The sequence below is a fragment of the Micromonospora sagamiensis genome (assembly GCF_014680085.1).
Lineage (GTDB): Bacteria > Actinomycetota > Actinomycetes > Mycobacteriales > Micromonosporaceae > Micromonospora > Micromonospora inyonensis.
Genome location: NZ_AP023438.1, coordinates 4,818,704 through 4,837,661, shown reverse-complemented (window position 1 = coordinate 4,837,661; position 18,958 = coordinate 4,818,704). Strand labels below are relative to the sequence as shown.

The window sequence follows — 18,958 nt, the reverse complement described above, 5'->3', positions numbered from 1 at the left end:
ATTGGGAGAGGGCTTGTCAACGCAGTCCGACGAGCAGCAGCACACCGACGAGATCGGTCGCGAGCAGGAGTACGTCTCGATGCTCTACCGCCGGCTGGACGGGCTGCGGGACCAGGCCGCCCACCGGCTGGCCGAGGAGCTGCGCAGCGACGGTGGCACCATGCAGGCCCGGTCCCAGCGGGACACCGCCGTGCGGATGTACGCCGAACAGGTGGAGCAGTTCTCCGCCGTCGAGCAGGGGCTCTGCTTCGGCCGGCTGGACGCCGACGACGGCTCGCGCCACTACATCGGCCGGATCGGGATCTTCGACACCCGCGACGACTACGACCCGCTGCTGATGGACTGGCGGGCGCCGGCCGCCCGGCCGTTCTACCTCGCCACGGCGGCCAACCCCCAGGGCGTACGCCGTCGTCGGCACCTGCGGACCCGGGACCGCAAGGTGGTCGGGTTGCACGACGAGACCCTGGACCTGGCCAGCGCCTCCCCCACCGCGCACGAGGAACTGACCGGTGAGGCGTCCCTGCTGGCGGCGCTGGACGCCAGCCGTACCGGCCGGATGCGGGACATCGTCGAGACGATCCAGGCCGAACAGGACCGGGTGATCCGCGCCGACCTGGGTGGCGTGCTCGTCGTGCAGGGCGGGCCGGGCACCGGCAAGACCGCGGTCGCGCTGCACCGCGCCGCGTACCTGCTCTACACCCACCGCCGGGAACTCTCCAGTCGGGGTGTCCTGCTGGTCGGGCCGAACGCGACCTTCCTGCGCTACATCTCGCAGGTGCTGCCCACGCTGGCCGAGACCGGTGTGCTGCTGCGCACGCCCGGTGACCTCTTCCCCGGGGTGACCGCCCACCGCGCCGAGTCGGCCCGGACGGCGGCGCTGAAGGGCCGGCTGGTGATGACCGAGGTGCTCGCGGGCGCCGTCCGGGACCGGCAACGGGTGCCGGACGAGCCGCTGGAGATCGAGCTGGAGCAGCGGGACGTGCTGACGCTGACCCCGCAGATGTGCCGGGAGGCACGCGAGCGGGCCCGCCGTTCGGGCCGGCCGCACAACCTGGCCCGTGCCCTGTTCGACATCGAGGTCGTCCATGCCCTCGCCGACCAGGAGGCCGACCGCATCGGCGCGGACCCGCTGGGCGGGGAGAACCTGCTCGACGAGGCCGACATCGCGGAGATCCGCCGGGAACTGCGGGAGGAACCGGGCGTACGGGCGGTGCTGGACGAACTCTGGCCGGTGCTGACCCCGCAGCGCCTGCTCGCCGACCTGTTCGCCGCCCCGGACCGGATCGCCACCGCCGCGCCCATGCTCGACGAGGCGGAACGGGCACTGCTGCACCGCGAACCGGGCGGCTGGGCCCCCTCCGACGCACCGTTGCTCGACGAGGCCGCCGAGCTGCTCGGCGAGGACGACCGGGCGGCGGCGGCCCGCCGGGAACGCATCCGCGCGCAGGCCCGCGAATATGCCGAGGGCGTGCTGGAGATCTGGCGGGGTTCCCGTTCCATCGACGTGGAGGACGAGGCGGACGGCGGCGAGATCCTCGGCGTCACCGACCTGCTCGACGCCGACCGGCTGCTGGACCGGCAGGAGACCGGCGACTCGCTGACCACCGCCGAACGGGCCGCCGCCGACCGGAACTGGGCCTTCGGGCACGTCATCGTGGACGAGGCGCAGGAGCTGTCGCCGATGGCCTGGCGGCTGCTGATGCGCCGCTGCCCGAGCCGGTCGATGACCATCGTCGGGGACGTCGCGCAGACCGGCGCGCTGGCCGGGACCCCGTCCTGGCGGGAGGCGCTGGAGCCGTACGTGGCGGACCGGTGGCGGTTGGCGGAGTTGACCGTCAGCTACCGCACCCCGGCCGAGATCATGGCGGTCGCCGCCGACGTGCTCGCCCGGATCGACCCCGGACTGCGTCCGCCCCGCTCGGTACGCAGCACCGGTGTCGAACCCCGGTCGCTGACGGTCGCCCGGGAGCGGCTCGCCGCCGAACTGGTCGACGTGGCCACCCGGGAGGTCGCCGGCCTCGGCGACGGCCGGCTCGGCGTGATCGTGCCGGCCGGACACGTCGACGAGCTGGGCGCGGCGGTGAGCGGGGCGCTGCCGGAGGCGGCGGTGGGCGAGCACCCGGAGCTGGAGAGCCAGACCGTGGTGCTGACCGTCGCCCAGGCCAAGGGGCTGGAGTTCGACTCCGTCCTGCTGGTCGACCCGGACTCGATCGTCGCCGAGTCCCCTCGCGGTGAGAGTGACCTCTACGTCGCCCTCACCCGCGCCACCCAGCGCCTCACCACCCTCGTCCCCACCCCCTGAGCCGCTCCACCCCACCCCACCCGCGCGGCGCGCGGAGGGGTGGGGTGGCCGGCGTGGGTCAGTCGTCGGTGAAGCCGCCGATCTGGCTGGCGGCGGAGGACTGGTCGCTGGTCGCGCTGCCAGCCGGCGTACTCAGGCCACCGGTGGTGGCGTCCCCGGTGGTGGTCGGGGCGACCGTGCCGGGGTGCCGTTCCGGCTGCCGGGCGATGCGCCGTACGCTCGCCGGCCCGGCGGTGCCGCCGGTGGTGGTGACCGCTCCCTGGCCCCGGGTCGGGCCGCCGTCGCGCAGCACCTCCGGGTCGATCGGTACGTGCGCCGGGTCGCCCCGGTCGTCCTCCTGGAGCACCCGCTGGATGTCGCTCGGGGGCGAGTTCACCTCGTTCAGGGCGTCCTCGCCGTAGACCCCGGCGAGGAGTCGTTCCTCGGTCCGTCGGGCGGATTCGCGCATGTGCTCGGACACGTGGATCACCTCGCAGAAATGTCGGTGACCCGCTGCCTGCCCGACCCCGGCCCGGCTAAACGCGCCGGTCGGGGGCCGGGGTCGGTGGCATCCGGCCGGAGCTGCGGGTTACTGGCCCACCGACACCGGGTAGCCAGGCGGTGCCCCGCCAAGTACCGCCCCGTGACCGGAACGCGGAGTGGGGTGTGGGTGCAGGACTCATCGCATCCGAGGAGGACAAGATGAGCACGCAGGCTGCAAGCACCAGGCCGGCCAACCGTCCGGCGCAGGACATGCCGACCAGGATGGGACAGGACATGCCGAACCGCGCGGTCGCGGAGGCACCGACGCGTCCGATGGCGGCGATGCACGACGGTCGTTCCGAGGCCGTGCAGGCACCCGGTACGGAGACGAAGAACGCGTTCCGTACCACGGAGTTCTGGGTCTACGTCGCCGCCGTGGTCGGTGTCCTGGCCGCCTCCCAGTTGGTCGGACGGAACTCGACCGGGGTGGACGTCTTCCGGGCCGACAACGCCTGGTTCATGGTCACGCTGCTGACCCTCGGTTACCTGGGTAGCCGTGGTCTGGCCAAGGCCGGAAGCGCCTTCCGCAGCGGCGCGGAGCGCACCGCCCGGCACTGACCGACCGGGATGAACGGTACGGCCGGTCGTCGACCGGCGTCACCGCGACGGTGGCCTCCGGGGGTTCCCCGGAGGCCACCGTCGTCGGCGGTCACGGGTCACTCCTCGAAGAAGTCGCCCTCGAAGGCGTCCTCAAGCATCTCACCGGCGACCATGCCGCCGGCCACGCCGAGCGCCGCGCCGGCCACCATGCCGCCCATGCCCGCCCCCCGGCCGTGGCCGTGCGAGGTGAAGCCGTGCGGGCGCATGCTGCCGTGACGGTTGATGGTGTCGCGGAGCCACCCGTCCACCACCTGGGTCCAGTCGACCCGGTCGGCGTCGGTGTGGGCGACCGTGTAGCGGCCGAAGGTGTCCTGCCCGGGGGTGAAGAGCCCGCCGCGCTTGTCGCACTCCAGGATCACGTCGACGCCCTGCTGGCTGGTCACGAAGGTCAGCTCGACCTGGTTGACCGTCTGCGCGTACTGCGGCGCGGCGAAGTACTCGATCTCCTGGTAGAAGGGGAGCGTCTGCTGCACGCCGTAGATGTGCCCCCGCTCCAGGTCGGCGCTCCGGAACCGGAAGCCGAGGCGCTGGAACGCCTCCAGGATGCGCTCGTGCACCGGCAGCGGGTGCACCGAGACCTGGTCCAGGTCGCTCTTGTCGACCGCACGGGCGATCGCCAGCTCGGTCCGCAGCCCCATGGTCATGCCGTGCAGGCGCTGGCCGTACACGTCGGTGATCGGGGTCTCCCAGGGCACCGGCAGCTGGAACGGGATGGAGAGCTGCTGCTTCGGGGCGAGCTGGAGTGCGCTGCTGACCCTCATCCGGTGGAACTCCATCACGCCTGCGTACTCGCCGTCGCCGGTCTCCACCTCGACCCGCGTGACCAGCCCGACGGCGATCTGCTCGATGTTCGCCGGAGCGTCCCCGCCGACCAGGTTGACCTGGCCGTCCAGGGTGAGGCCGGGGCGGGTGTTCGGGTTGGTGAGGACGGTGTCCACACTCGGCCCGCCGACGCCGAACGCGCTCAACATCTTCTTGAAGACCATGTCGCAAACTCCCGGAAGATCGCACCGGCGCTCCAGGATGGAGACCGGCCGCCGCTTCGCGCAGCGTAACGGCTCCCACTGGGAACTGCCTGGGAGGACGCGGCCGATCGGGCGGTCGGTGCCCCGGGGCATCGAGCTGCCAGCACCGGTGCGGGGGCGGCACCGGTCGGTGCCACCCCCGCCCTCGCCGTCGGACGATGGATCAGGCGGCGGTGCAGGTGAGCGTCGGCGCGGTGGTGCCGCCCGGCGCGGAGCCGATGAAGCCGAAGGTCGTGCTGGCCCCGGTGCCGAGGTTGCCGTTGTAGCTGACGTTCTTCGCGGTGACGGCAGAGCCGCTGCTGGTCACCGTGGCGTTCCAGGACTGGTTGATCGTCTGGCCGTTGGCGAAGGTCCAGGTCACCGTCCAGCCGGTGATCGCGGCGGAGCCTGCGGTCACCTTGACCTCACCCTGGAAGCCGCCCTGCCACGAGCCGACCACCGCGTACGTCGCCGTGCAGCCGCCCGGCGGCGGGGTGGTCGGCGGAGGGGTGGTGGGCGGCGGCGTGGTGGTCGGCGGCGGCGGGGTGCCGCCGCCGCCGAAGACGGTCGCCTCCCGAGCGGTCTGCCTGATGCCGTTGGCACCGTAGAAGATCCGCTGACCCCAGCTGCTCAGGTTGGCCGGGTCGAAGTTGATCGCCATGTCCAGGTACTCGACGCCACCGCCGTTGCCGCTCCACGACCAGCCCAGGTAGCCGATGCCGTTGGCCTGGCTGTAGGAGAGGATGGCGTCCTCGTCCGGGTCACCGTCGGAGTGGTTGTGGCCGAACTCGCCGACCACGATGGGCAGTCCGGCCGTCCGGAACCGGCCGAGGTAGTCGCTGATCTTCGCGGCGGTGTTGAACACGCCGTACATGTGGATGGAGAAGACGGTGTTCTTGGCCGGGTCGGCGGCGAAGACCGACGCCGCGTTGTCCCGCATGGTGTACGTCCAGTCCTGGCCCCAGTTCGGCGCGTCCACCATGATGGTGTGCGCGAACCCGGCGGTCCGCAGCCGCTTGATCGCGTTGGCGGTGTCGGTCGCCCAGGTGGCGTAGTTCTGGTTGCCGTACGGCTCGTTGCCGATATTGACGATGACGTACTTCTCCTGGCCGGTCAGGGCCGACTGGACGCTGATCCAGTAGTCGACCGCCTGGTCCAGGGTGGCCGCGCCGCTCTGCTCGCCGTAGCCGGTGGTGTCGTGCACCTCCAGCACGCAGATCATGCGGTTCTGCTTGCAGAGCGAGATGACGTTGGCGACGTCGGCGGTGTCGTTCTTCGTCCAGCGGTGACCGCTGGAGAGCACCACCCGGACGGTGTTCGCGCCGAGCGCCTTGATGTTGGCGAAGGAACTGGTCTGGTGGGTGTACCAGGTGTGGGCGTGGTTGACGCCGCGCATGATGAATTCCGCGCCGTTGGCGTCGTACAGCTTGCCGTTGGCGACGGTGAACCCGGTCGCGGCGTGCGCCGGCTGCCCACCGAACGCCACCAGGCCCACGACGAACGCGAGCAGGGTGGCGGCGACGACGGAGAGTCGTGTCTTCATGGCCTTCCTCAGGGATGACCCCCGGCCCGAAGGGGGTGAAGGGTGTGACGAGGGGCGGCTGCAGCCCGACAGCCGCGCCCGACTCCACGGCGCGGGATCAGCGTAGGCCGATGCGTCTCCGGAGGCAACCTGAACCGGTTAAGAGAATCCGTTCCCCGGTCCCCGCAGGGACGACCGACGGAGGGTTGAGCGGCGGGGTCGGGGGTAAGCCGGAGGGACCGGTGCGGCGAGAGGAGCGTGCGATGGTCAACGTCGGCTACACCCTGATGTGCGAGCAGGCCGGCCCGAAGCAGCTGGTCGACTACGCGGTACGGGCGGAGGCGGCCGGCTTCGACCAGCTCGTCATCTCCGACCACTACTACCCGTGGCTGGACTCGCAGGGCCACTCGCCGTACGCCTGGTCGGTGCTCGGCGCGGTCGCGCACGCCACCAGCCGGGCGGAGCTGATGTCCTTCGTGACCTGCCCGATCCGGCGCTACCACCCGGCGGTCGTGGCGCAGAAGGCCAGCACCATCGGCGTCCTGTCCGACGGCCGGTTCACCCTCGGCCTCGGGGCCGGGGAGAACCTCAACGAGCACGTGGTCGGCGGCTGGCCGCACGTGCAGCAGCGGCACGAGATGTTCGAGGAGGCGTTGCAGATCATCCGGCCGCTGCTCAACGGGGAGACGTTGACCTTCTCCGGCAACCACTACGACGTGCCCGACGCGTACGTGTGGGACCGGCCGGAGCGGCCGGTCCCGATGGCGATCGCCGCCTCCGGCCGGCAGTCGGCCACCCTGGCGGCCGAGTACGGCAACGGCATCGTCGCCACCGAGCCGGACCGGCACATCATCGAGATGTACGACGACGCGGGCGGCGTGGGCCAGCCCCGCTACGGCCAGGTGGCGATCTGCTACGGCCCGGACGAGGCGGAGTGCCGCAAGATCGTGCACGACCAGTTCCGCTGGTTCGGCCTGGGCTGGAAGGTCAACGCCGAGCTGCCCGGCCCGGACTCGTTCGAGGCGGCCAGCCAGTACGTCCGCGAGGAGGACGTCGCCGAGGGCATCTCCTGCGGCCCGGACGTCGAGAGGCACGTCGCCGCGTTCCGGAAGTTCGTCGACGCCGGCTTCAGCCATGTCGCCATCGTCCAGGTGGGCGGAGACAGCCAGCCGATGTTCCTCGACTGGGCGCGCGAGGAGCTGCTGCCCCGGCTGCGCGAACTGTGAGCGCCCCGCCCGTCCCGGGCCCGAGGGGTGCCGGGCACGACCGGGCGACCGGCCCGGCACCGGATCGGTTCGGCTGGGCGCAGCTGCGGATCGCGCTGGCCGCACCGCGCCCGGCGGCGGGGCTGACCAGCGAATACCGGCTGGTGGACGGGATCCGCATCCACTGCCGGCGCTCCGCCGCCCCCGCCGACGGGCAGCTGCCCGTGCTGCTGGTGCACGGCCTCGCCGTCTCGCACCGGTACCTCACCCCGCTCGCCACCGCCCTCGCCCCCACGCACCCGGTCTACGTGCCGGACCTGCCCGGCTTCGGGTTGAGCGGGCCGCCCCCACGGCCGTACGACGCGGCCCGGCACGCCGCGCACCTGGCCGCCTGGCTGGAGGCGTACGCCCTGGGACCGGCCTGCGTGCTCGGGCACTCGTTCGGCGCGGAGGTGGCCGCCGCGCTCGCCGCCCGGCACCCCGGCGCGGTACGGGCGGTCGTGCTGGCCGGGCCGACCAGCGACCCGTCCGCGCGGTCCCGGTGGGGGCAGGTCCGGCGGTTCCTGGTGGACACCACGCGGGAGGCGAAGCTCCAGGCCCCGATCCTGTTCCGGGACGTCCGGGACGCCGGCCCGCACCGGGTGTACGCCACACTGACGCACTCGGTGCGCAACCCGGTGGAGACGGACCTGGCCCGGATCACCGCGCCCACCCTGGTGGTCACCGGCGCGCGGGACCCGATCGTGCCGCCCGCCTGGCGGGACACCGCCGTCGGGCTGATCACCACCGCCGAGCAGGTGACCGTGCCCGGCGCGGCGCACAACGTCACCACCACGGCACCGGCGCGGGTGGCCGACGCGGTCCGCGCCTTCCTCACCCGACACGGCCTCCCCGACGGACAGGTGGACACCCATGCGCATCGGTAACACGGAGATCCGGCCGCTCGGCGGTGGTCTCGGCTGCCTGCTGATGATCCTCTTCTCGGTGGTCGCCTCGGTCGTGCTGACCGTGCTGGTCAACGTCGTGCTCTGAGCGTCCCCCACCCGAAGACAGGCATGTTTTTCGAAATTTACCGCGAACAGTATGACGCGCACCCAGGGTGCGGCGGACTCGACGCCTTCGGCTCCAAGGAGCAGACGCTGCACGCCAACAACATGGGCGGACACACCGGCATCCCGCAGTTCGCAAGGCAGGACGCGGCCGCGTTCTTCGCCCGGCATCCCCGCGCTGACCGGCCGTCAGCACCATTGTGCTGACGGGCCCGAGTGCTGGTGGAATCCGTTACCGCACGCAGTTGTGGCAGCTCAGATACACGACACGCCGAGCGAATCACACCTCGGGCAGCCACGAAGCCTCGGACAACCTGACAGACGTGGGTGGGGCCCTGTCGTCCGATCAGTCAGGCGGTGTCAGTGCGCCAGCAGCAGCGGCCCGCGCAAATGCTTGCCACGCCTCCGGCGAGAAGGACAGCACCGGCCCCTGCCGGTCCTTGCTGTCGCGTACGCCGATGCCGTCACCGAACCCTGCCACTTCCACGCAGTTGCCCTCCCCGCCGGAGCGGGTCGACTTACGCCACACCCCGTCACGCTGCATAGCTCAGCTCCTTCGCAATTGCCGTGATCAGCTCACGGGAGTCGTCGGCGTTGAGCGACCGCTCGTTGAGCGACCGCCAGGCATCCTCGTAGGTCTGAATTTCGTACGGCTTGTCGAGGTAGACCGCGCCGCACGGGCCATCCCAAGCCCGCACTCAGCGGCAATACACGAATGGCGATGTTGCGCTGCCGAATCGCCACCAGCAGGGCGTCGAGCTGCCGAACCGTCGCAGCGGGCTCACGCAGGGGACGGCGAAGGACGGCTTCGCTGAGGATCACATGTGATTCCGACGGTCAGGCCGGGGTGAGGTCGAGGTCGACGACCACCGGGTAGTGGTCGGAGGCGTACTCGGTCTCGCCGCCCCGGACGACCCGGCAGCCCCGCGCCCGGCCGGCGAGCGCGGGGGTGGCGAGCAGGTAGTCCAGGCGCATCCCGGAGAACTCCGCGCCACCGCCGTGTGCCGTCGGCGCGGTCGCCGGCTCCCCCGCCCCGGCGTGGGTGAACAGGTCCACCAGACCGGCCCGGTGCAGCCGGGCCACCGCACGGGTCTCCACGGTCCGCCCGTCGCGGCGCAGGTGCCGCCGGCGGTACTCGGCCGGCAGCCGGGCGATCCGGGCGGTGTGGTCGACGCCCGGTTCGAGGGTGTTCAGGTCCCCGGCCAGCAACGCCAGGTCCCCCGGCGCCCGGCACAGCGCGGCGGCCAGCCAGCCCGCCTCCAGCAGCCGCCGCAGCCCGCAGTACGGGTCCAGGTGGGCGCTGCACACGGTGAGCGGCCCGGCGGCGGTGGCCAGGGTGACCCGTGCGGCGGCGTGGTGGAACGGTCGGCGTACCGGGGTGGCGGAGAGCACCCGCCACGGCGGACGCACCAGCACCGCGACCGGCTGGCCGAAACAGCTCCGGGCCAGGTACGCCCGCATCCCCACCGCGTCGCCGAAGCGCTCCGCCACGCCACGCGCTTCGAAGCCGCGTAGTTCCTGGAGGGTGAGCACGTCGGGCCGTTGGTCGTCCACCATCCGCAGCACCCGGTCCCGGCGGTCGGGGCCGGTGCGGTCCCGGCCGCCGGTCCGGATGTTCCAGGTCATCACCCGCAGCATGGGGCTCAGTCGACCCGGCCGGCCTTGGCCAACTCGTCGTCGAGGGTGTGCACGTCCTCGGACTCGATCGCCGGGCGGTTGCCCTCGGCCACGTCGGCGTTGGGGCGGACCACCCAGTAGAGGATGCCGATCCAGCACGCGGTGAGCAGGATCGCGCCCATGAAGTCGGTCGGGTGGTGCATGCCCCGGTACATCCGGGAGATCGCCACCCCGGCCGGCATGACGACGGCGAGCGCGACGAACACCCAGCGCCACCAGCGGTCGGTGCGCGGGAACACGACGATCGCGATGGCCACCCAGACGCAGAGGGTCGCGGCGATGTGGCCGGACGGGAAGGACGAGGTCGGCATCGGCCCGTCCAGGTTCTCGATCGGCGGGCGCGGCCGGTCCACCGCCGCCGCGCTGGCCAGGAAGAGACTCAGCTCGCCGAACATGGTCAGCGCCACGAAGAGCACCGGCCGCCAGCGCCGCCAGACCGCCAGCACCAGCGGGCAGAAGACCAGCGAGATCAGCAGGATGGCGTGGGTGTCGCCGACCTTGCTCCACCAGTGGCTGGCGTCGTCCCGGCCCGGGGTGCGCTGCGCGTCGAACCAGTTCGGCACGGCGCTGTCCAGGGTGGCGAAGAAGGTGCCGTCGGCGTGATAGCTGACGAAGGTGCCGAAGCCGTAGAGCACGCCGAGCACCAGTACCCAGCCGATGATCAGCTCGGCCACGCCGGCCCGGGGGTGGGGCAGCAGCCGCTCCTCGTCGGGCGCGGGCGCGACGTCGTGGGCGGCCTCCGGTTCCAGACCCTCCTCCAGCGGTACGGCGGGACGGCCGCGCTCCAGCCGCCAGAGCCGGAAGGCGTACGCGGTGACGCCGAGCCAGGCCGCGCCGAGCAACCAGGCCCCGAGCACGTCGGAGACGAAGTGCACGCCGAGCGCGATCCGGGTGAAGCCGATCAGGGCGACGACCAGGGCGGTGAGCGCGATCGCCGGCTTGCGCCACCGGTGGGACATGGCGGGCAGGAAGACCAGCAGCAGCGCCCCGTACGCCACCATCGAGCCGAGCGCGTGGCCGCTGGGGAAGCTCTCGCCGGAGTAGCTGCCGATGCGTACCTCGACCTCGGGCCGCAACCGGTCGACCAGCGCCTTGAGCGTCGGGTCGAGGATGAGCGCGCCGGCCCCGGTGACCAGCAGGTAGACGGCGAGGCGTCCCTGTCGGCGGATCAGCAGGCCGACCACCGCCACCGACACCAGCCAGAGGATCACCGCCAGCCCGCCGAGGTCGGTGATCGCGTTCAACACGGTGACCAGCGGGCCGTGCGGCGAGACCTGCTCGTTGAGCCACTCGGCGATCCCGTGGTCGACGTCGTAGAGGGGCGTCCACCGGCTGCGGACCAGCACGAGCAGCACCCCGAAGCCGACCCCGGCGCCGAGCACCAGGGCCAGACCGGCGAGGCTGCGTTCGGTGAAGTGTCCCAGGGGTCGACGCAGAACCTCTCTCACCTCGGCCACGGCAGCCTCCCTTTTCGCCTCTGGCGTGCGGCTGTACCCGATCGGCCGGTTCGGTACACCCGCCCCGGGCGCAGGGGGTGTCAGAGGGCGGTCATCTCCCCGGTGTCGTGGATCTGCTCCCGGTGGGCCTCCGGCTCCCAGAGGTCGGGCTGGGCGGGCTCCTGCACACCGATGCGCAGCGCCTCGAGCTGGGCGGCGAAGGCCAGCCCGCCGAAGAACGCCATGCCGGTGAGGTTGGCCCAGATCAGCAGCGCCATCATCCCGGTCAGTGGCCCGTACGTCTGCCCGAAGTTGTCGCCGAAGGCCACGTAGGCGGCGAGCAGCAGACTGGCCAGCCACCAGAGCACGGTGGCGATGGCCGCGCCGAAGAAGAGCCAGGACAGGCCGGGCTGCTTGCGGCGGGGCGCGTGCCGGAACAGCACCGCGACGGCGAGGACGATCAGGCCGAGGCTGAGCGGCCAGCGCAGCACGGTGAAGACGTTGTGCGCGGTGTCGCCCCAGGCGTAGTGCCGGCGTACCGAGTCGGCCAGCGCGCCGCCACCGACCAGGATGAGAAAGCCCACCAACGCCGGCAGGCCGGCGGTGACGGCGAGCACGGCGGCCCGCAGGTACTTCCACAGCGCCGGGCGGTCCCGCTCGACGCCGTAGATCCGGTTCGCGCCCCGCTCGATCTGGGCCATGGTGGAGGTCAACGCGACCAGCCCGGTCAGCAGACCCAGGGTCAGCGCCAGCTCGCCGGCCCGCTCGGTGCGCTCCCGGTCGCTGAGCAGTTCCCTGACCATGTCGTCGCTCGCGCCGGGGCTGAGGGCGAGCACGGTGTCCGCCACCACCTCGCCGCCCTCCTCCACGCCGAGTTCGCTGATCAGGCCGGTGAGCGCGATCATGAACGGGACCACGGCGAGGCAGAGCTGGAAGGCCAGGGCTCGGGAGTGGCTGAAGCCGTCGCCGTAGCGGAACCGCACGAAGGCGTCCCGCAGCAGGCACCAGCCGCCCTCGCGGCGCAGGGTGTGCCAGGCGTCGTCGGCGGAGAGTTCCTCGTCCGCCATCAGCTGGGTCTCGGGGACGATCCGGGTGCTACTCACGGCGTGCCTCCTCGACCCGCTGTTCACCCCGCTCCGCCACCGCGTCCGCGTCGTCGGCCAGGTCGGGTGCCTGCGCCGGGCGCGGTACGCAGAGCCACAGCGCCCCGGGACGGATCTCCGCCCGCAGCACCCGGCCGGGTTCGATCAGGTCGCCGTCGAGTTCCCGGGGCTGAGCCCGGTTGCTGGTGATCTCGACGTGCCGGCCCCGGAATACCTCCATCCGGGGCACCCGGCCGCGACGGCGCATCACCGCCCAGCCCAGGGCCAGCCAGTGCCGCAGCGTACGCGGGGTGAGCACGGCGACGTCGAGGTAGCCGTCGTCCGGTTCGGCCTCGGTCAGCAGGGTCACCCCGCCCTGGAGCCGCCCCACGTTGGCGACCAGCACCGAGCGGGCGCGGCGGCGCACCGGGGGCCGGTCGTCGATGCGGATGCTGACCCTCATCGGCCGGTCGCGCAGGTGGCGGGCGGCACCCACCACGTACGCGGGCCAGCCGATGCGGGCCTTCGTGGTCTCGGAGGTGTCGGCGAGCATCTGGGCGTCGAAGCCCATGCCGGCCATCACCACGAAGTGGTGCTCGTCGACGGCGCCCACGTCGAGGCGGCGGCGACCCCGCTCGACGGCGACCTCCAGCCCGGCGGCGAGGTCGCCCGAGAGACCGAGGTTCGCCGCCAGCAGGTTGCCGGTGCCCTGCGGGAGCACGGCCAGGGCCACCTCGGTGCCCACCAACCCGCTCACGCAGGACATCACGGTGCCGTCCCCGCCGCAGGCGAAGACGACGTCCACGCCGGCCGCGACGGCCTTCTCGGTCTGGCCGCGGCCCGGGTCCTCGACGGTGGTCTCGTACCAGAGCGGCTCGGGCCAGCCCGCGGCGGTCAGGGTCTCGTCGACGATGCGCCGCAGCTCGTCGAGATCGGCGACCTTGACCGGGTTGACCACCACGGCGGAGCGCAGCCCGCCCTGGTCCGCGTCGCGCCGTCCGCCCTCTCCAGCATCCACGGCGCAAGTGTGCAGCAATGTGGCGTCGGCAGCGACCCGGCGGAGCCCGTCGTCGCACATGCCACAGGAGGTTTGGAAAATCGGGCGGGTGGTCAGGCCACCGCCCGCACCGCCACCTCGACCCGGCGACGCAGGTCACGCAGGTCGACGCCGGCCTCGTGGAGGACCTGCGCGGCCACCCCGTCTCCCTCGGAGAGCAGGCCGAGGAGGATGTGCTCGGTACCGATGTGCCGGTGGCGCAGGTGCAGCGCCTCCCGCAGGGCCAGCTCGAGCACCTTCTTCGCGCGGGGTGTGAACGGACCGGCGGCCTGCCGACGCCACCAGCCCCGCCGGGGCGGAGGCACCGGCCGCCGGAGCGCGCCCGGGCCGAACGACTCGTCGATCCGGGCCTCGATGGCCGCGAGGTCGATGCCGATCTGCCGCAACGCGGCGGCGTCGGCCTCTCCGAGGACCGCGCTCCGGTCGACGTACCGGGCGATCCGGGCCCGCAGGTCGTCGGCGTGGACGCCGCCGTCGGCGAGCACCCGGGTCGCCAGGGCGTCCGGATCGGCGAGGAGGGCCAGGAGCAGGTGCCGGGTGCCCACCGACTCCCGGCCGGCCTCCTCCCGTGCCCGCCGGACCACCTCGCGCGACCGGGCGGTGAACCGTTCGAACATCACGCCTCCCAGGAGTGATCGACCGCCGGACGCCCGGCGTGCTTCTTGTGGACCGCCTGCCGGCTGACCTCGAGCGCGTCGGCGATCTCCTGCCAGGACCAACCCGCCCGTCGGGCGTTGTCCACCTGGACCACCTCCAACCGCTCCAGCAGCCGGCGCAGGGCGAGCACGGCCCGCAGCCCGACCCTGGGGTCGGCGCTGCCGGCCGCGGCCGCGAGTTCCGTAGCCTGACTCATGGCGTCAATCTACGTTGACACGCGAGCGACTGTCAACCCCAGTTGACAGCCTCCGCGCCACGACCGGGTGGGGTCCGGAACGCCTTCACAGGGAGCGGAGGTACGCGGCGACCACTCCCGCCTCCGCCGGGTCGGCGACCAGCCCGATGTGCCCGTCCGGACGGACGAGGACCAGGGCGTCGGTGCCGTAGGCGCGTGCCGCGGGTCCGTCGTCCAGGAAGCCGCCTGGCCCGACAAGGTAGGGCCGGACGATGTCCGTTTCGACGTCGTCGAGCACTGCGGCGCAGCGTTCGCCAAGGCCGAGCAGGGTGAAGTGCGGTCCACGGAAGAGGTCGAAGAGTCGGGTTGGCGAACCGGTGACCGCGTCGCGCAGTGGCGCGTCCGGTGCCCGGTCACCCGGCCCGGGTCCGCTGGACCGGCTCGCGGTGTGGCGGGAGAGCCGGCTCCACGGGTACCCGAGCATGAGTTGGGTGAGTTCGGGCGAGGCCGCGGCGTCCACGCCACCGCCGGGGGCCTTGATCGCGGCAAGGACAGCGTCGAGCCGTTCCGAGGTGATGTCGAGCAGCCAGCTCGCAATCGGCAGTCGTTCCTCCTCGTACGTGTCGAGCAACCCTGACGAGGCGTTGCCGGCCAGCACGAGCCCCAGCTTCCAGCCGAGGTTGTAGGCGTCCTGGATTCCGCTGTTCATGCCGAGGCCACCCGCGATCGGGTGTACGTGCGCGGCGTCTCCGGCGAGGAACACCCGGCCCACCCGGAGTTGGTCGACCATGCGCACGTTGACCCGGTAGCTCGAACGCCACGTCAGGTTGTGCAGCCGGACGGCCGGAATACCGGCGATCCGGCCGAAGGTCTGCTGGAACCGTTCCAGCGTCGGCTCCAGTGGCGAACCGTCCTGGTCGAGTTCGTGTGATGCCTGCACCTGGAAGGCGTCGGTGCCGGGGAGCGGGCACAGCATGATCGCACCGTCGGCGGTGAACCACTGGTGCCAGGCGTCGCGGCCAAGCCCGTCGACCTCGACATCGCCGACGGCCATGAGCTGGACGTCCGGCGTCTGGCCGCGCAGACTCAGGCCGAGTGCCCGGCGCACGGTGCTGCGGCCGCCATCGCAGCCGACCAGGTATCGCGCCTGGATCCGAGCCTCGCCGACCGTGGCGGTCACGCCGTCGGCGTGTTGGCCGAAGCCGCGCAGTTCGGCACCCCGTTCGACGGCGACGTCGAAGTCGGCCAGCCGCTCGCGCAGGATCTGCTCCACCCGCCACTGGGGGATCATCAGACCGGTCGGGTACGGGATGTCCGGCGTGGGCACCCGTCCGGCCTCGGGGTCGATCTCAGCGATCACCTCCGCTCCCCGGTACTTGCGATGCGGCAGGTGGGTGATCCCGGAGGCCAGTATCCGGTCGATCACCCCGAGGTCGTCGAACACCTCCAGACTGCGCGGGCTCAGTCCCTTACCGCGGGAACCGCCCGGGAACTCCTGTGCCCGATCGACGACGCGCACCGCGACACCACGCCGGGCAAGATCACACGCGAGGGTCAGGCCGGTCGGGCCGGCACCCACCACGAGGACATCCGTCTGCGACATGCCTCCATCAAAGCGTTACCGAGTTAAGAAAGCAACTCGGTAACTAATGTACGCTGATCATGTGATCGAGCCGCCCGGACTGCGGGCCCGAAAGAAGGCACGAACCCACGACGCGATCGCCGACGCGGCCATCTCGCTGTTCCTGGCACACGGCTTCGACCAGGTCTCGGTCAACGACATCGCCGCGACCGCCGAGGTCTCCAAGCCGACCCTCTTCCGGTACTTCCCCACCAAGGAAGACCTGGTGCTGCACCGGTTCGCGGACCACAAAGGGGAGACGGCGCGGGTCGTACGCGACCGCCAGCCCGGCGTCTCACCGTTGACCACGCTGCACCGGCACTTCCGGGCCGGTCTCGACCGCCACGACCCGGTCACCGGCCTCAACGATCATCCCGAGGTGGTGGCGTTTCACCGGCTGGTGTTCACCACACCGAGCTTGGCGGGACGGCTCACGCGGTACATGCTCGACGACGAGGAGGCGCTGGCGACCGCCCTCGGTCCCGGCATCGAGGCGCGACTGCGGGCCGCCCAGGTACTCGCGATCCAACGGGTACTCGCCCGGACCAACTGGCAGAAGATCGCCGACGGGCGTAGCGCCCTCGATGTCCACCCCGAGGCCGTCGCCGACGCCGACCAGGCATTCGCGCAACTGCGATCGGCAACCGGCGGCACCTCCCACGACTTCCACTGAGCACCCACGATCCGTACCATCGAGGCACGTCAGTGGCATCCCGGCACGGATGCCGCCGCGGAGCGGGACCACCCACCCACCGGCATGCGGGCTCATGCCGGTCGATCGGCGTGCGGTCCCCCGCGTCCTCCTCGCCCCGGCGGCCCGCGCGCGCCCACCCGCGACAGCATCGGAAGGATCACCCATGCGCGCTGTCAGGACGCGCCGCCGTCGGGCGTTGCCGGGCCTGCTGGCCCTGGCCGCCCTCGCCACCGCCGCCCTCGCCGCGGTGCCGCTGACCACACCACCCGCCCGCGCCGCCGACCCCGTGGTGGTGCTGGACGCCACCTTCGAGGACGGCACCACCCAGGGCTTCCGGGGCCGGGGCGGGGAGACCGTCACGGTCAGCACCGCCACCGCCCACGGCGGCACCCGCAGCCTGCTCGTCTCCGGGCGGACCGCGAGCTGGCAGGGCCCCGCCCGGGACCTGCTCGACGAGATGGTCAAGGGCACCCGCTACGAACTGTCGGTCTGGGTCCGGCTCGCCGCCGGCCAGTCCCCCGCCCAGGTCCGGCTCAGCGTCCAACGCGACTCCGCCGGCACCTCCGCCTACGACCAGGTGGTCGGCGACACGGCGGTCACCGCGGACGCCTGGGTCCAGCTACGCGGCACCTACGTGCTCGCGCACGACGTGGACGGGCTCTCCGCGTACGTGGAGACCGCCAGCGGGACCGCCGACCTGCACGTCGACGACTTCACCCTGTCGTACCTGCCCACCAAGCCGGTGCAGACCGACATCCCCGCGCTGCGCGACGTGCTCGCCGACGACTTCCCGATCGGGGCGGCGATCGGCAACCGGCAGATCATCGGCGACCAGGCCACCCTGCTGCGACGCCACTTCGACACGGTGACCCCGGGCAACGCGCTCAAGTGGGACGCCACCCAGCCGACCGAGGGCACGTTCCGCTGGGCCGACGCCGACGCGCAGGTCGGCTTCGCCACCACGCACGGACTGGCCGTACGCGGACACACCCTGGTCTGGCACCAGCAGACCCCGCCCTGGGTGTTCACCGACACCGACGGCACCCCGTTGACCTCGGACCCGGCCGACAAGGCACTGCTGCTGGCGCGGTTGGAGACCCACATCCGCACGGTCGTCGGCCGCTACGGCGACGCGATCGGGGTGTGGGACGTCGCCAACGAGGTGATCGACGAGAACCAGGCCGACGGCCTGCGGCGCAGCCGGTGGTACGAGATCAGCGGCCTGGACTACCTGCGCACCGCGTTCCGGGTGGCCCGCCAGGTCGCGCCGACGGCGAAGCTCTACGTCAACGACTACAACACCAACGTGCCGGCCAAGCGGGACAAGCTGCGTGACCTGGTGAGCCGGCTGCGCGCCGAGGGGGTGCCGGTCGACGGGGTCGGGCACCAGATGCACGTCAACATCCAGTGGCCGTCGGTCGCCGAGACCGAGGCGATGCTCCAGGCGTTCGTCCCGCTCGGCGTGGAGCAGCAGGTCACCGAGATGGACGTCAGCATCTACACCAACGCCGACGAGTCCTTCCCCGCCCCGCCGGCGGACCGGCTGCGTACCCAGGCGTACCGGTACCGGGACCTGTTCGCCCTCTACCGCCGGTACGCCGACCAGCTGACCTCGGTGACCCTCTGGGGGCTGGCCGACGACGACACCTGGCTGGACACCTTCCCGGTGGCCCGCAAGGACGCCCCACTGCTGTTCGACACCGAACTCCAGGCCAAGCCGGCGTACTGGGGGATCGTCGACCCGGCCCGGATCGACCCGACGCCGACGCCGACGGCCACGGTGAGCCCGACGGCCAGCCCGACGCCCACGGCCAGCCCCACGCCCACCCCGACCGGTGGGGTGGACTCCTGCCGGGTGACGTACGCCGTCACCAACCAGTGGTCGGACGGCTTCCAGGCGACCGTCCGGGTCAGCAACACCGGGACCCGGGCCCGCACCGGCTGGACGGTGCGCTGGAGCTTCCCGGACGGGCAGCGGATCACGCAGCTCTGGAACGGCACCCACCAGCAGTCCGGTGCCGACGTGACGGTCTCCCCCGCCTCCTGGAACGGCACGCTGCCCGGCGGCGGGACGGTCGAGGTCGGCTTCCTCGGCAGCTGGTCCACGGCCAACGACCACCCGTCCGCGTTCTCCCTCGACGGCCTGCCCTGCCTCCTCGGCTGAGCACGCCGGCTTCTCGGCTGAGCACACCTGATTGGAAGGAGGGGTCCCCTGCTACCGCTTTTTGTCGAGCAGGGGGCCCCTGCAAACACCCTGCACACACCCCTGCAAACACCCTGCACACACCCCAGCACACACCCTGCACACACCCCAGCCGCCCGCCCCGGTTCCGTCGACTCGCCCCGACGGCGGCG

18 protein-coding genes and 1 pseudogene are annotated in these 18,958 nt (G+C 72.1%); 7 read left to right on the top strand and 12 right to left on the bottom strand.

From position 1 onward, the window contains the following. The first annotated feature begins 79 nt into the window (after positions 1-79). Positions 80-2,302, top strand: a complete 2,223-nt coding sequence (locus IGA62_RS21335) for a HelD family protein (RefSeq protein WP_232625118.1) — start codon at positions 80-82, stop codon at positions 2,300-2,302. A 58-nt stretch (positions 2,303-2,360) separates the two neighbouring features. On the opposite strand, the gene IGA62_RS21330 is transcribed toward IGA62_RS21335, so the two are convergent. Further along, complete coding sequence (locus IGA62_RS21330) at positions 2,361-2,768, bottom strand: hypothetical protein (RefSeq protein ID WP_377464262.1); 408 nt, start codon at positions 2,766-2,768, stop codon at positions 2,361-2,363. A 215-nt stretch (positions 2,769-2,983) separates the two neighbouring features. Here IGA62_RS21330 and IGA62_RS21325 point away from each other — a divergent pair, with 215 nt between their 5' ends. Further along, positions 2,984-3,382 (top strand): hypothetical protein, encoded by a 399-nt coding sequence (locus tag IGA62_RS21325; protein ID WP_145819153.1) that lies wholly within the window; start codon positions 2,984-2,986, stop codon positions 3,380-3,382. A gap of 98 nt (positions 3,383-3,480) precedes the next feature. Here the strand turns inward: IGA62_RS21325 and IGA62_RS21320 are convergent, their stop codons facing one another. Further along, positions 3,481-4,410, bottom strand: a complete 930-nt coding sequence (locus IGA62_RS21320) for a sporulation protein (RefSeq protein WP_145819154.1) — start codon at positions 4,408-4,410, stop codon at positions 3,481-3,483. Between the two features lie 202 nt (positions 4,411-4,612). Continuing rightward, entirely contained in the window at positions 4,613-5,971 is a 1,359-nt protein-coding gene (locus tag IGA62_RS21315) for a cellulase family glycosylhydrolase (protein ID WP_145819155.1), read from the bottom strand. 242 nt (positions 5,972-6,213) lie between these two features. Between IGA62_RS21315 and IGA62_RS21310 the strand changes: the two genes are divergently transcribed. The 3 genes from IGA62_RS21310 to IGA62_RS21300 all read left to right on the top strand — a co-directional run bounded on the left by IGA62_RS21310 (position 6,214) and on the right by IGA62_RS21300 (position 8,411). Then, on the top strand, positions 6,214-7,176 hold the full coding sequence (locus tag IGA62_RS21310) for a TIGR03557 family F420-dependent LLM class oxidoreductase (RefSeq protein WP_145819156.1): 963 nt from the start codon (positions 6,214-6,216) through the stop codon (positions 7,174-7,176). Next, complete coding sequence (locus tag IGA62_RS21305; protein WP_145819157.1) at positions 7,173-8,081, top strand: alpha/beta fold hydrolase; 909 nt, start codon at positions 7,173-7,175, stop codon at positions 8,079-8,081. Before IGA62_RS21310 ends, IGA62_RS21305 begins: the two co-directional genes overlap by 4 nt. A gap of 129 nt (positions 8,082-8,210) precedes the next feature. Beyond that, the gene (locus tag IGA62_RS21300) at positions 8,211-8,411 is read left to right on the top strand and encodes a hypothetical protein (protein ID WP_145819158.1); all 201 of its coding nucleotides are present in this window, start codon (positions 8,211-8,213) and stop codon (positions 8,409-8,411) included. A gap of 139 nt (positions 8,412-8,550) precedes the next feature. On the opposite strand, the gene IGA62_RS21295 is transcribed toward IGA62_RS21300, so the two are convergent. From IGA62_RS21295 to IGA62_RS21255, 9 genes and pseudogenes are all read right to left on the bottom strand, one after another. Continuing rightward, positions 8,551-8,733 carry a DUF397 domain-containing protein gene (locus IGA62_RS21295; protein WP_145822092.1) on the bottom strand — a complete coding sequence of 61 codons (183 nt, stop codon included), beginning with the start codon at positions 8,731-8,733 and terminating at the stop codon, positions 8,551-8,553. 4 nt (positions 8,734-8,737) lie between these two features. Further along, a pseudogene (locus tag IGA62_RS21290) lies at positions 8,738-9,026 on the bottom strand (Scr1 family TA system antitoxin-like transcriptional regulator); the annotation flags it as partial. 15 nt (positions 9,027-9,041) lie between these two features. Beyond that, positions 9,042-9,842, bottom strand: a complete 801-nt coding sequence (locus IGA62_RS21285) for an endonuclease/exonuclease/phosphatase family protein (RefSeq protein ID WP_145819159.1) — start codon at positions 9,840-9,842, stop codon at positions 9,042-9,044. 5 nt (positions 9,843-9,847) lie between these two features. Next, positions 9,848-11,338 carry a phosphatase PAP2 family protein gene (locus IGA62_RS21280; RefSeq protein ID WP_145819160.1) on the bottom strand — a complete coding sequence of 497 codons (1,491 nt, stop codon included), beginning with the start codon at positions 11,336-11,338 and terminating at the stop codon, positions 9,848-9,850. Between the two features lie 80 nt (positions 11,339-11,418). Further along, on the bottom strand, positions 11,419-12,420 hold the full coding sequence (locus IGA62_RS21275) for a YihY/virulence factor BrkB family protein (protein WP_145819161.1): 1,002 nt from the start codon (positions 12,418-12,420) through the stop codon (positions 11,419-11,421). Then, complete coding sequence (locus IGA62_RS21270) at positions 12,413-13,417, bottom strand: diacylglycerol/lipid kinase family protein (protein WP_232624726.1); 1,005 nt, start codon at positions 13,415-13,417, stop codon at positions 12,413-12,415. Before IGA62_RS21270 ends, IGA62_RS21275 begins: the two co-directional genes overlap by 8 nt. Positions 13,418-13,509: 92 nt before the next feature. Then, a complete protein-coding gene (locus IGA62_RS21265; RefSeq protein ID WP_145819163.1) occupies positions 13,510-14,073 on the bottom strand; it encodes a Clp protease N-terminal domain-containing protein in 564 nt (187 codons plus the stop codon). Next, positions 14,073-14,309, bottom strand: coding sequence for an HTH domain-containing protein (locus IGA62_RS21260; protein WP_091463072.1), 237 nt, complete (start codon positions 14,307-14,309; stop codon positions 14,073-14,075). Before IGA62_RS21260 ends, IGA62_RS21265 begins: the two co-directional genes overlap by 1 nt. 85 nt (positions 14,310-14,394) lie before the next feature. Then, positions 14,395-15,891: an FAD-dependent oxidoreductase gene (locus tag IGA62_RS21255; RefSeq protein WP_145819164.1), complete on the bottom strand. Its 1,497-nt coding sequence runs from the start codon at positions 15,889-15,891 to the stop codon at positions 14,395-14,397. Between the two features lie 61 nt (positions 15,892-15,952). Between IGA62_RS21255 and IGA62_RS21250 the strand changes: the two genes are divergently transcribed. Together IGA62_RS21250 and IGA62_RS21245 are read left to right on the top strand one after the other, a co-directional pair. After that, the gene (locus tag IGA62_RS21250; protein ID WP_145819165.1) at positions 15,953-16,582 is read left to right on the top strand and encodes a TetR/AcrR family transcriptional regulator; all 630 of its coding nucleotides are present in this window, start codon (positions 15,953-15,955) and stop codon (positions 16,580-16,582) included. Positions 16,583-16,766: 184 nt separating this feature from the next. After that, a complete protein-coding gene (locus IGA62_RS21245; RefSeq protein WP_145819166.1) occupies positions 16,767-18,767 on the top strand; it encodes an endo-1,4-beta-xylanase in 2,001 nt (666 codons plus the stop codon). The last annotated feature ends 191 nt before the right edge of the window (positions 18,768-18,958 follow it).